The following is a 13,474-nucleotide window of genomic DNA, read 5'->3' as shown; positions in this document are numbered from 1 at the left end:
CAGACAAAAAACAACTGGCGTAAATAGCCAGTTGTTTTAATATTTTTCTAATTTTGGAGCTTTAGAGTTTTTAGTCGCTATTATTTTGCAGCCATACACTCAACCTCAACGCTTGCTCCAGCAGCCAGTTCTGATACGCCAAAGGCTGAGCGTACAGGATAAGGCTTTATCATCTCAGCCTTGTAGACCTCATTAAAATCATCAAAGTCATCCATATCAGTCAGCATGACCATACATTTAACAATATCAGACTTTCGGTAGCCATATTTTAATAGCGTGCTATGGATATTATCTAGCACTTGCTTAGTTTCAGCTTTGATACCGCCTTTGACCAGTTTGCCATCTTTAAAGCCAATTTGTCCCGACATATACAATGTATTACCCACGCGTACAGCTTCTGAAAAAGGATAAGTACCTCCATCGCCCAAGAAAGTAGGGCTAGATTTAGCAATGCTGACAGCTGTCGTCGTATTGGCATTAGCGCTATGAACAAAACCCAATGAGCACATAGTGGCTAGCGCTAGCGCTAGCGTAGATAGGCAAGTACTAAGTTTGAACATACTGTTTCCTCATTGGGTTTGTTATCAATTTTTTATTAACTACTTGTCATTACTATTATTTTGAGTAGATGAGGCATCGTTTTCTTCGATTGGTGCCTCGGTCTCAGTGTCATCTTCTGCAACTTTTTCAGACGCTTTACCTTGGCGGCGTGCCTCTAGCTCCGCTTTTGGTATCCATGCCCACGTCATCTCAACCACAATTGGATCGCGGTCACTATCAGATTCACGATCTTTGATGACACAAGGAATAATCATCTCACCTTTAGGCGTGTTTAGGATATCCAAACGCTGTTCATCAGACAAGCTTGCAATAGCAGCAATTTGACCTTTTTTGATTGGACGATGGAAGTTTACCGAGTAAGATTTAATCAGCAGAATGCGATCAGAGGGCAAGTTTAAACCCAAAATAAACCCCGTAGCCGTCTCAGCCAGTAATGTGATGGCGACTGCATGGATAGAGCCGATATGGTTTTGGACGGCTTTATTGTTGTTTAAACTAACGACGACTTGGTTTGGTTCTACCGTCTCATAATAAATGCCAGTCGTGCCGACATAGGGGACGACCTTGCCAAACGCTTTAGATAAAATACTTGAGCGTGCTCCAGCAGGCAGATATTTGGTGACGGATAACAGTTTAGTAAATTGATTGCTAATTGGTTTTAGCGTGCTACTGGGTTTTTCAACTGAAGATTTTGTGCTGTCAGATACTTTGGCTGGCAGTTTATTGGTCAACTTGGCGGGTAGTTTTTTTAATAATCCTGACATACAAAATTCCTTAACGTAAATGAGTTGAATGACATTCTTAGCATGGCTTTTTATGATAGCGACACAAATATAGATAATGAAAGTCTCTATAAATACTATGGTACATCAACCATTGCCTTCCTACTATTATTAGCATGAACTGCTGCGCTTACAAAACTATAGTAGCGTGGCTATGTTGCTAGGTTATGTCATCAATTTAGATCGCCACTTAAAGCAGCCTAGTCATCTTATCTATCAGCATCATTTGGACATTGGTATTATTAAGTGATTGGTATAGTCAGTTTAATATGACTGATATACAAGGAAGCTGAGGGACAGTACTACAAATAGTAGTCTAAGCGAGACTGGCACCGTATCTAATTTATAGAGGGTTGACTATAGTTACCATGCCAATAGACAGCCACGTTATAATGACAAAATGTTAGCATGTCTGTTTTAAACCTGTTTTCAATGCCGCTGGATAACGTTATGCCTGATATGTCTGCTCATGAACCGACCAATATTATTTATACGGGCGTTGCTGGTACAGGTAAAACCTATAGATTACTGCAACTCGCGAAGCAATATACCGACTATCTACCCAAGACTGAAAATGAAGATTTATTAGCACAGCTGCTGCAAGGTTTAAGCTGGCGCGAAGTATTGTGTCTGGTATTTTTAGATTTACGTGCTGAACAACAGGATTTGTTAAAGGTACGAGAAATTATTGATCATCCTTTTTTCATGACCAAAGCTGCTCAAAACTCACGTGATAAAAATCTAGATAGTACAGCTTGGCTAGAGTTACGCAGACATAGTCCTACGAACTCTCAAACAGTCAGTTTTGATAACCGCGCTAGCCAAGCTTATTTTGATAAAGACAATAGTGGAGCATGGTATTTATTGCCAGAGAGTATGGTGCTACTAGAAGATTTATCGCAGCAATTAGCAGAGTTTCAGCAAGCACAGCGTGACAACCAACCCCATCAAAATATCGGTCAGCAGCGTTTTAGTATGGTGAGCTTCCATCAAGCCTACGGTTATGAAGAGTTTGTAGAAGGTATACGGCCTGTCATGAGTGGCACCGCTCAAGCAAATAGTAGCCCTTCTAATCAAAATCAAATGAGTTACGCGGTGCAAGATGGAGCATTCCTGAAGCTATGTCAACGCGCAGCTCGTGACCCTCAGCAGCGTTACGCAATGCTGATTGATGAGATTAACCGTGCTAACGTGTCACGGGTGTTTGGCGAGCTTCTCAGTTTGATAGAGCCTGATAAACGAGCGGGCAAGCCAAATGCGATGACAGTGAGTTTGGCATATTCTGGACGTGCCTTTAGTGTGCCTGCCAATGTCGATATTTATGCCACTATGAATACCCAAGACCATTCTTTAGCACCACTTGATATGGCATTACGCCGACGTTTTCGCTTTGTAGATTGTCCACCGCAGCCTAATTTACTATCGATAATTTATGACAGCAATGACATTGATGCTGGCCTATCTGACGGTTCAGAAGCAGCTATGATAGATTTGAGTAAGTTACTAATAGGCTTAAATAGACGTATTGTGCAGACACTGGGAGCAGAAGCACAGTTGGGGCATGCGTTTTTATTCGCAGTCACTCAGTTAGAGCAATTACAAACGGCTCTCGTTGAACAAATTATCCCTCAATTGGCTCAAGCAGCTGGTGGTCAAATTACGGTGCTGCAGTATATCTTTAGAGATGAGCAGCAACCGACAAGTAAGCAGTTTGTACAGGACAGTCAAGCATTGATGAATGACGACTTGTATAATCCGATGGGCAACCAAAACAATGCTTCCGCTGAACACCAAATGTTTGCAGGGCAGGGATCTTTTCTTGGTCAGTCTATGAGTATGAATAGCTATACTATCAATGCCGATTTGATTGCTAGGGATGGTGAGTTTAATCATGCTGCTATCTATCAGCGTTTGTACTAGCAGGGTGACTGTTCAATGATAATGAATAATCCATATCACGCCAAGGAACACTCTATTAGGGTAAGCAGTCGCCAGACTCGTATCCCTAACAGTAGTGTCGCTACTATGAATGTTATCACCGTGTTTGAGCATCAACGTTTGTCCATGCATGATTTTTTGCACGCGTCTGACTTCGACTGGCTAATGGCACAAGAGTTTGCAGTATTTACTATCAAGCGTAAGCAAGGACAGTGGCAGCTTAAGGTTGGACACTATATTGGAATTATTCTGCTACCCAGTAGCATGACGCTTGAGATATTGCCAAAGCTCAATCAGTCCACTCAGCCTAGCGATATCGTCCAGACTCGTCATTGGATACAGGGTATGCTATCGGATTTGATTCATCTTGATGCGCATAACAATCGTAAGCTACCCGATATGAAAAACTTCGGTCAGTTTAGTTCCCAGTCCAATTCTTTACCGTTAAAAGTATTGCCTATATCAGACTGGTTGATTGAGCAATTTTTGCAGCGTTTAATGGATTATCAACCAACCAAGCATTATCAGGCTCAGATTGAAAATCAGGCATCCCTGCAAGGTCGACTGCTCATCAAAGAGCAACTGCGTCACAATAGTATGCAACCGCATAAGTTCATCTGTGAAAGTAGCGTATTCAGTCACAACATGTTGGCCAATCGGCTGATTAAAAGAGCATTGGTTTACTTGATGCCTTTATTGCCCCAGTTTATTTCTTCAAAACTGTTGCAGCCATGGCAGAAAGTGCCTACGCTAAACAACCGCGAAATGCAGCAGATAGCGTTAATATATGCTCAAGCAAAGCGTCAGCTAAACGTTCAGCCACTCCAAAAGCAAAAATTGCATGCCGCGCAGCAGTTAGTAGACTTGGCATACTGGTTATTGAAACAGACGACAGCTGCGACAGGTAACGGTATTGATCCAAATAGACAAAATTGTTCTCAGCTAAGATTGTGTTTGTTGATTGATATGAATCAAGCTTTTGAACAATGGGCAAGTCAGCGTATCGCATCGATGTTTCAACAGATTAGTAGCAATTATCGTCCTTTTTACCAAACCCAAAGTGTATGGCTAAACGATGCTGAAGGACTAGCGTGCTTATCTATACGGCCTGATTTGCTGATATTTAAAACCGTCTATGATGATTGTCAAAATCAGAACGGTACAGCAGCTAGTCAAACTAAAGCCAAAAACAAAACCAAAGGTCGCTACAGCCATGTCATCGATATTAAGTGGAAATACTTACCGCATGCCGCTGCAATTAGTGCAAGCGACGCCTATCAATTGACCAGCTATGAACAAGCTTACTTGGCCGGGCAGGTCTGGTTAGTTTATCCGGTGCTAGGTAGTGATAGGCAGCCAGTAGCGCTCAAGCAGCAAACTCATTATGGCAGTAATGATAGCGTTAGTAGCGATAATATTAAAAACAATGAATCAATTGATACCCATTTATGGTTAATGCCGTTTGATGTTTTGACAGGCACACTCAACGGTGAAGTACTGCCACATTTGGACGAAGACTAATATCGTTATCAATGACAGCGCGAATGACTGACTAATTGATAGGTAAATAAGAAAAGGGTCTTGCTACCGTTATTTTGGTGAAATTGACGTAATTTTAAAAAAATTAGCGATTATTTGAAATTAATCGAAAATAGGTGTTGACACAATCGCCTTTACCCCTTAATATGTGCACCTCGATAGCGAGGAACATTAACAAGTTAGCGGCATTGCCAACAACGAGTTAATTAACAAACTATCGTGATAATAGAGAATTTCGGAGTGTGGCGCAGTTTGGTAGCGCATCTGGTTTGGGACCAGAGGGTCGTAGGTTCGAATCCTATCACTCCGACCATCTATTTTAAGAGCCTTACAGGCTTTTTTTTATGTATAACGGTTTAGTTTCTGATATAGTAAAATATATCGTAAAGTAAACTTAGTATATAAAAGTCCTCTAAGAGCGCCTGTAGCTCAGCTGGATAGAGCATCTCCCTTCTAAGGAGGTGGCCGCAGGTTCGAATCCTGCCAGGCGCACCATTTAGCCTGCAAATCTTGCCTATTCTTTGGCAATAGTTATGGCGGTTGTAGCTCAGTTGGTAGAGCCCCGGGTTGTGATCTCGGTTGTCGTGGGTTCGAGTCCCATCAGTCGCCCCATATTTTATTCTGTATGTATCTACATACAAATCATATCTTAATCTAAAAATATATCAGTAATAGCACTCGCCCTTGATGGCGATTTTTTTATGCCTATTCGATTTTATCTCTGCAATTGTCTTTCAAAGATTAAACAGATAGAGTTTGATAGCACCTTCAATACTAGATAACCCCCCAAATTCTTATCAACATTGCCTATAGGTTTTCCTTAAGGCCTAGCGTGACTGTGTCTACTCTATTATTGTTTAGTAATTCTAATAAGTAAATAGACATGACGTTTTAAATGATGCATTATGCTTAAATGTTATCACAGACATAATACTTAATAAAAATTATTTATTGGAGCAAGTATTGGCATAGAGGAAACTGACAGAAATTGTTATTAAGGATACTATTATTTTTTAAGATGAATCGTTATTAATCTGCATTATTGAGGAATTGATTGATGGACGCACTAAGTGTATTGCTGCAAAACGTGCATTTATTTGAGACTAAGTATTATCGTCTAAATGGCACTGGCAATTGGTCTTATTCTATTACTAGAAAAGACACCATTTTATTTTACTTAGTAATGTCTGGCGGTTTTTGCATCGATGTTGGTAATGGTCTAAGAGAAGCTCGCGCTGGCGACATGATCATGATTCCGAATGCGCACAAGCATGTGAGTTACGCACTTAATCACCATGGCGATGTTGCTGAGTCGCTTGATGAACTATTGAGTAATTGCACCGAGCGTACACTTGATATCGATGGCGATGGCGATGGCGACCCCAATTCTTCTTTGATACTGATCGAATGTAAGTACGACAAAGAGATGATTAATCCTCTGTTGTCAGTACTGCCACCGATATTGCCAGAGCTCAATGATGCTGCTGACGGACGGTTTGAAGTGATTGATGTAGAGATAAAGCTGCTAACACTAGAAGCTGAGCGTGAGCGTATGGGCAAAACGGCTGTAATCAATCATTGGGCAAGCATCATGATGATTGAGTGTTTGCGCGTCTATATTGAAAGCTTGCCTGAAGCCACAGAAAACTGGCTCAAAGCCATGAAGGATCCATTTTTGACTAAGGCGCTAGCCGCAATGCATGGGGCACCGGGTGAGAGCTGGACCATTCATCAGCTTGCCGAAGTGGCAGGGATGTCGCGTTCCAGCTTTGCACAGCGTTTCAAAGACACCGTTGGTATGCCACCACTGACTTATCTGATCGATTACCGCTTACGATTGGCGGCTCGCTATTTACGCTTACAGCAAAATAGTATTAGCCGTATCAGCGAAATGGTGGGCTACGCCTCAGATTCGACTTTTAGTCAGGCATTTAAACGTGTGTATGGTGTCTCGCCAAAAGCATACCGTCAGCAGTATCGACAGAACAATCTTGCATAGTTCTAGTTGATGTTTATTTAAGTTATTTAAGTAGAATCTCGATTAGAAGCGCTAAGGTCATTTATATGTCCTTGGCGCTTTTTTCAATTTGTGAATACATATTGTTTATAAACATTGAGTCACTCATATCTATAAGGCCTTTGGTAACTTGCTATGGCTATTTTAGTTAAGGGCAGCTGACATTGAGTCTGTGTTCAGGTACTATGGGTTGATGAGTCGTCAAGACAAAAGCGTTGGCGCTATAACGCGCTATATGTCCTTATATGATAGGTGTATAAAAGGATCGAGACGATGTTTATTTTCGCTGCTGATGGTATGTTATGACTGAACCGACCGCAAAGCTAAATGCAGGAAGCAATGGCCAACAAGAGGCTGCTGCAACTACTAAAATAGAAAGTAATGTTGATAAAAACACTACTGTAGAGAACTCGCATGTCGGCAAAGATGCGCCGAAAAATGAGCAAGTAGAGACACCTGATAAGGCGGCATTATTGACGATGTTTACTTTGTCAGATATCGATGCGGTAGCAACTAAAGCAGTAATATCTGAGTCATCCGATAGTCTTACAGTAGCTGTAAAACCTGCTGCTCAAGAAACCAATGTCGCTACGCGGCGTATTGCGCTTTATCGTGCTCAGCATGAGCGTACTCGACTGTTATATATGGCATCTGCCAATACGCGTCCTACTTACTTAGTACAAACCCTGAAGCCGCAATTCGCAGAATATCAGCAATATTTACTTGCGCAGCAGCTTGATAAACGTGGGTTGATGGATACGGATACGCTCGAAAGACTCTGGCAGCAGCTGCATGTAGTTGATGACATTATTGCAGATATCGTGCGTCATATGCCTGCACAGCAGCCCGCCGGTTGGCAGCTGACGACTCAAGATGGTGGCAATCCATTGTGCTTTGCTACAGTCGGTAAGTTAAAGCACGGCAAGCCAGTTCGCGACCAAGGTAGCCTCAACAGTTATGTACTTGGTCACTTTGGCGTGAGTAGTTTTACCTACGATCGAGGCTATTATATCGGTCATGTGGTTGGTTATTTATTCAGCTGTTATTACTGTGCTCACTTGTCGATTGCTTATGGTGTCACAGCCCTTGGACAGCAAGTCGTGGCTGACTATGATTACGCCAGTCTTGAGACACCACATATGGTTAGGCTATTACAAGGTCTTGACGGTTATTGCAAAAAACGCATTTATCAGTTGGCTGTCATCTGTGCGCGCTTGAGCGTTTTTTCGAGTGATAAACGTATTGAAAGAATGCTAATCGCTGAGGTCAATGACTTTGATAAAAAGCTACAGCAGCAGCATTTGGATGTCTTGTTATTACAAGGTTTAATGCCTGATAGTAATGACTCAACGCCACTTTTTTAAGCGTCGAGTATCAAATTAATAAATTTCTATTAAGTCATTAATTATAACTGCCTACCTGTAAGCCTCTTAGGATATCCGCTGCTATGCCTGCCTATCATTTCAAAGCGCTTGACGACCATGGCGTTGTCCAAAAAGGCTTGCTAGAGGGGGATTCTGCGCGGCAAATTCGCCAGCAGTTGCGTGATAAGCAATGGACACCGGTCGAAGTCAACCCGGTCAATGACAGACAAAGTCAGAGCAAAAACCGCTACAAAAAACCGTCTGCATACGAGTTGGCATTGCTGACACGTCAGTTGTCTGTGTTATTGGCCGCGGGTATCCCACTTGAGGAAACCTTGGCAGCAGTTGCTAAACAATCTCCAAAGACGCATATCAAATCCCTGATGCTTGCAGTGCGCTCACATGTCTTGGAAGGGCTCAGCTTAGCACGTGCCCTACAACAAGCTGCTAGCTTTCCGCCGTTATACATCGCTACGATTGCCGCAGGCGAAAAATCTGGTCATCTTGATCTTATCCTCAATCAGCTAGCAGACTATACCGAAAACCGTTTTGCCCTCCAAAAGAAAATCCAAGGGGCCATGGTCTATCCAATTGTCCTAATGGTAATGGCAATTGCGGTAATTATGGGGCTGATGAGCTTCGTTGTGCCCAAAATTGTTAAAGTCTTTGAACAGTCTGAGCAAGCGCTGCCTTTAATTACTCAAATCGTGCTCACGCTATCGAATATCATTACTCAGTGGTGGTGGCTAATACTATTGGTATTGGCTAGTACCGCATTTTTATTCTACCGTTTCGCCCAAACGCAAGCAGGTAAATTAACAATTGATAGCGTGGTGCTTAGATTGCCGATACTAGCAAGATTGTCCAAAGGTCTGAATGCCGCGCGGTTTGCCAGTACCCTTGCGATACTAGTACGATCAGGGGTGCCACTGATTGAGGCATTACATATTGGGGCTGCGGTCACGACCAATTTACATATCCAAAAAACCATTATCACCGCAGCTGATAGGGTCACAGAAGGCTCTAGCTTGTCTAGTCAACTAGAGAAATCTACTTACTTTCCACCGATGATGGTACAGATGATAAAAAGTGGAGAAAACTCAGGCGAGCTTGAAAATATGCTCAGCCGTGCCGCCAATATGCAGGAGGCAGAAGCAACCAATTTTATTAGCACCTTATTATCATTACTCGAACCTCTAATGTTGGTGCTGATGGGCGTAGTAGTCATGATTATTGTAATGGCGGTTATGCTACCTATCGTTAATATGAACGATTTGGCAGGCTAAGTTAACGCGCTAGTTAATTATTAATTATATTCCTTACATGCAGCCAGTTTGCCTTTTCCAAAATATCTATTTAGTTCTTTTTTACTCTATTCATATAACCTCACTTGCTTGCTAAACCTTGGACTAGCTTTCTTAAGGTTTGCTTACTGTTGTATATTGTTAAACGAACGCTATTTTTGCTATGGCAAACACAAGCGCCGCGCTATAGTAAGCACGAATCAATAGTCATACAGTTGGTGTCATTCAATATTTAGCTTCGGCTGAAATAGCAAACTCAAACTAGGCGCAGCGCTGGATAAAAGTAAAACCATGGTTTATAGTGACAATAGTTTCAGAACTCATTGATATATCATTGATGAAAGCCATAATAGAACGCCACTTTTACTATTTACATAACTGTGATGACCAAAGCGATGACTATGACTGACAAATTCCAAGTAAATATGACGCCAAAAAGTGCTATTCAGAATACGCAATCCCATTCAAATATTGTAACTGACCATAAGACTGCTTCTTCAGCTATGCAGCGCAGTGCGACAAAAAAGTCTGGTCAAGCAGGATTCACTCTTATCGAAATTATGGTCGTCATTGTGATCCTAGCCATTCTTGCTGGATTAGTGGTACCAAAAGTAGTTGGTCAAAGTGATAAAGCCCGTGTGAAAACAACTGAAACGGCGCTTGCTACTGTCTCAAATGCGCTAGATATGTACAAGGTTGATAATTCGCGCTATCCGACGACTGCTCAAGGGTTAGAGGCGCTTACGACACCGCCAGCTGATGCAAAAAACTATCCTGAAGGTGGGTATATTAAAGGTGGCTATCCAACCGATGGCTGGGAAAATGAGATGCAATATGTTGCACCAGGTAGTGAAGGGCGGCCTTATGATTTGTTTTCGTTAGGCGCTGATGGTCAACAAGGTGGTGAAGGTCAAGATGCGGATCTTTATGCTCAGCTATAAAGCTTAATAACAGACGTATAGTGAACAAATTCTGATACTGATATAGCTTTGTAGAATGAAACATTCGGTCATCCATGCACTTTCAACAATTTATAAATATCAACCAATATTCCCTTATTGGTTGATATTTTTTATCAGTAGATAAACTGCCTACTGCTCAATACAAGTTTGATAGCCAGTGCTATAAATATATCTAAGCGCTCAGCAAAATAGTCATCGCAAACTGCAATTAAAGGTAATTATCTATGTCGATCCAACAGTCTAATAAATACTTTTCTAAAAACCTTTATGAATTGGTTCTAACCGTCGCAAGCACTTCATTAGTAACGGCCTTGTCAATGACATCAGTCAGTGCACAAGCAGCAGGGTTGAATGACTTATTTAACAATAGCTCCTCGGCAAAATCGAAGTTCTTACCAGTGGATGAAGCCTTTCAGGTGGTCAGTAATACCAAAGCGACTTCCAAAGGCACGCGGTTGTCGATCAGTTTTGAAATTACGCCAGGGCATTATGTCTACAAGGATAAGCTTACGTTGAGCTTCCCTAAAGGAATAAGCGCCACGCCGTTCACTTTTAATCAAGCACCAGTATCAATCAATGATCCGACCTTTGGTCAGGTTCCTGTATTTACGCAAAGAAGCGTCATTGCAACCACGACACTGACGACCAGTAATGGTAAGGGAGCCAAAAACGCGCCTATTATTATTGGTTGGCAAGGGTGTGCAACAGCAGGTCTATGCTATCCACCAGAAAAAATCAAAACCAAGATAGACATTGCTGCGACGCGCAAATAAATAGCGAGCAGATTGATTAAAATATCGGTAATAATAGGTAGCCATTCATGTCCATCAAGACATCATCAAAGTCCTCATCATCTAGCGTATCTACCCATTCGAAAAAATCCCATATCTTAGCGCTTGCTATCGCTAGTGGATCATTGCTGACAGGTTTATCAGCGACATCGACGGTACAAGCGGCAGGGTTAGGTGACCTTTTCGGTAGTAGTGAAAGCTCATCGAAGTCAAAGTTTTTGCCAGTAGATCAAGCGTTTCAGGTAAGTACAGATAGTACCCCTGTCAAAGCAGGTACGCGGTTATCTGTTAATTTTGATATCACTCCTGAACATTACGTCTATAAAAAGCAAATTAAGCTTACGCTACCCGCTGGCGTGACGGCTGCACCTTTTACCTTTAGCCAGACACCATATTCGATAGATGATCCAACATTTGGCAAAGTACAGGTATTTGACCAAGCGAATATGGTCGCTACCACCACACTGACGAACAATAGTGGCAAGAATATAGATAGTGCCGCTATCGTCGTCGGCTGGCAGGGCTGTGCAAAAGCAGGACTGTGCTATCCACCTGAAAAGATTAATACGACTGTCAATATTGTAGCCGCATCGACACAGGTATCAGCAGATAGTGAGAGTACTGCGAGTAGTGCGAGCTCGACCGATTCAGAGAATAGTGCTAAGGCGACACCAGAGGAAGTAAGCTCAACAGCTCTTGATAATACTTTGCCTGATGAGGCGCAAGCACTGACAGACGATGGTGCTATTGACTATGATCTCATTGATGACAGCGCTGTAGAGTATGATTCTTTAGATAGTAGTGCAGCGATGAATACGATTTCTGCAGCAAATAGCAGCGTAACAGGCGAGACGGCCAATAGCGAAAGTACCTTGAGCAACAGTTTCGTTGATAGCGATCCTTTTGGTTTGGCCTCTCACCCTTGGTTGGCATTAGTACTATTATTTTTAGCAGGCTTAGGCTTAGCTTTGACGCCATGTGTGTTACCGATGCTACCTATCGTGGCCAACATTGTAGCCCGCGAACAAAACCCAACGGTCAAACGCGGTGTCATCTTGACCACCAGTTACGCGATTGGGGTAGCGACTGCTTATGGTATTTTGGGCGCTGTCATTGCAGTATTCGGTGAGTCTTTAGGTATTATTGGTTGGCTGCAGAATCCGATCATTCTCATCAGCTTTGCTATCGTTTTTATATTGCTCGCGCTATATATGTTGGGGCTTTTTAGTATACGTTTGCCGCATACAATCAGTCGAAAGATGCAAGGCTTAAGCCAAGCAGGTGACAGTAAGCTTGGTAGTACAGGCGGCAGTTTGATCGCTGGGTTTTTATCAGCGCTAGTCGTGTCACCTTGTGTTTCTGCGCCATTATTTGGGGCATTATTAGCGGTCTCTACCATTGGTAGTCCGTTGCTCGGCTTTGCCGCTTTATTCATGCTGGGTTTTGGTTTATCAGCGCCGCTTATCCTAATCGGTGCTACTCAAGGCAAGATTATGCCAAAAGCAGGCGAGTGGATGAATTGGGTTAAGCAAGGCTTTGCTTTACTACTGTTTGCCGTAGCACTGCTATTGATTGAGCGCGTCTTTATATCGCCAGTCATGCTGATGGTATGGGCATTGTGGTTTATGGTTGTGGCAACATGGGCATGGAATTGGCTAGGTAAAGGTCGTATGCTGACCCAAGCACTAAGCCTTATCGCTGGTATTTGGGCGACTTGCCTAATAGTTGGCGCTGCGTTGGGTAATAATGATAGCTTACATCCATTAGCGTCATTGGGTGCACCATCGATGATGGTACAGTCAATGTCTGGTCAACCAGTGAATAGTGATAGCACCACTGATAAGACTATCACGACGCTTGCAGAGTTAGATGCCATTGTCGCAGCAAATCCGAATGTCATTGTCGATCTGACAGCAGAGTGGTGTATTGAGTGCCGCATTATGGACAAGAATCTGTTTCACAATCGTCCAGCACAGATGCAAGATTGGCAACTAGTAAAGCTCGATATCACTGAGACAACGGCAGACTCAAAAGCCGTGTTGTCTCGTTACCAACTCTTTGGTCCACCAGCGTTACTGTATTATATTGATGGTCAGCTAGTAAATCAGCAAGTGGGTGAGATCGGTCGCTCAGAATTTGAGCAAACATTATCGGCGTTGAACAACTAACATTTAATAATGAACACTTAAGAAACCAGTGTAATTTTTCGAAAACTC

10 protein-coding genes and 3 tRNA genes are annotated in these 13,474 nt (G+C 42.5%); 11 read left to right on the top strand and 2 right to left on the bottom strand.

What is annotated here, in order from left to right:
• Positions 1-80 precede the first annotated feature (80 nt).
• The gene (locus ACTXGF_RS25790) at positions 81-560 is read right to left on the bottom strand and encodes a RidA family protein (protein ID WP_443533389.1); all 480 of its coding nucleotides are present in this window, start codon (positions 558-560) and stop codon (positions 81-83) included.
• 39 nt (positions 561-599) lie between these two features.
• Positions 600-1,325 carry a DUF4442 domain-containing protein gene (locus ACTXGF_RS25785; RefSeq protein ID WP_443533390.1) on the bottom strand — a complete coding sequence of 242 codons (726 nt, stop codon included), beginning with the start codon at positions 1,323-1,325 and terminating at the stop codon, positions 600-602.
• A 426-nt stretch (positions 1,326-1,751) separates the two neighbouring features.
• Here ACTXGF_RS25785 and ACTXGF_RS25780 point away from each other — a divergent pair, with 426 nt between their 5' ends.
• The 11 genes from ACTXGF_RS25780 to ACTXGF_RS25730 all read left to right on the top strand — a co-directional run bounded on the left by ACTXGF_RS25780 (position 1,752) and on the right by ACTXGF_RS25730 (position 13,426).
• Complete coding sequence (locus ACTXGF_RS25780) at positions 1,752-3,263, top strand: McrB family protein (RefSeq protein ID WP_443533391.1); 1,512 nt, start codon at positions 1,752-1,754, stop codon at positions 3,261-3,263.
• Positions 3,264-3,278: 15 nt separating this feature from the next.
• Complete coding sequence (locus ACTXGF_RS25775; protein WP_443533393.1) at positions 3,279-4,802, top strand: McrC family protein; 1,524 nt, start codon at positions 3,279-3,281, stop codon at positions 4,800-4,802.
• Between the two features lie 254 nt (positions 4,803-5,056).
• Positions 5,057-5,133: transfer RNA gene (locus ACTXGF_RS25770), tRNA-Pro, on the top strand.
• A 105-nt stretch (positions 5,134-5,238) separates the two neighbouring features.
• A tRNA-Arg gene (locus tag ACTXGF_RS25765) sits at positions 5,239-5,315 on the top strand.
• A 41-nt stretch (positions 5,316-5,356) separates the two neighbouring features.
• A tRNA-His gene (locus ACTXGF_RS25760) sits at positions 5,357-5,432 on the top strand.
• 445 nt (positions 5,433-5,877) lie between these two features.
• Positions 5,878-6,819: an AraC family transcriptional regulator gene (locus tag ACTXGF_RS25755; RefSeq protein WP_443533395.1), complete on the top strand. Its 942-nt coding sequence runs from the start codon at positions 5,878-5,880 to the stop codon at positions 6,817-6,819.
• A 320-nt stretch (positions 6,820-7,139) separates the two neighbouring features.
• Positions 7,140-8,201 (top strand): hypothetical protein, encoded by a 1,062-nt coding sequence (locus ACTXGF_RS25750; RefSeq protein WP_443533396.1) that lies wholly within the window; start codon positions 7,140-7,142, stop codon positions 8,199-8,201.
• Positions 8,202-8,284: 83 nt separating this feature from the next.
• Positions 8,285-9,487, top strand: coding sequence for a type II secretion system inner membrane protein GspF (gspF, locus tag ACTXGF_RS25745; protein ID WP_057758190.1), 1,203 nt, complete (start codon positions 8,285-8,287; stop codon positions 9,485-9,487).
• A 521-nt stretch (positions 9,488-10,008) separates the two neighbouring features.
• Positions 10,009-10,446 carry a type II secretion system major pseudopilin GspG gene (gene gspG, locus ACTXGF_RS25740; RefSeq protein WP_102094728.1) on the top strand — a complete coding sequence of 146 codons (438 nt, stop codon included), beginning with the start codon at positions 10,009-10,011 and terminating at the stop codon, positions 10,444-10,446.
• 245 nt (positions 10,447-10,691) lie between these two features.
• Positions 10,692-11,240 carry a protein-disulfide reductase DsbD domain-containing protein gene (locus ACTXGF_RS25735; RefSeq protein WP_443533398.1) on the top strand — a complete coding sequence of 183 codons (549 nt, stop codon included), beginning with the start codon at positions 10,692-10,694 and terminating at the stop codon, positions 11,238-11,240.
• A gap of 47 nt (positions 11,241-11,287) precedes the next feature.
• Entirely contained in the window at positions 11,288-13,426 is a 2,139-nt protein-coding gene (locus tag ACTXGF_RS25730; RefSeq protein WP_443533399.1) for a protein-disulfide reductase DsbD, read from the top strand.
• The last annotated feature ends 48 nt before the right edge of the window (positions 13,427-13,474 follow it).

Source organism: Psychrobacter sp. 1Y6 (genome assembly GCF_052258385.2).
In the GTDB taxonomy this organism is placed as follows: domain Bacteria; phylum Pseudomonadota; class Gammaproteobacteria; order Pseudomonadales; family Moraxellaceae; genus Psychrobacter.
Note: the sequence above shows the minus strand (reverse complement) of the source record. Positions and strands in the feature narration are given on the sequence as shown.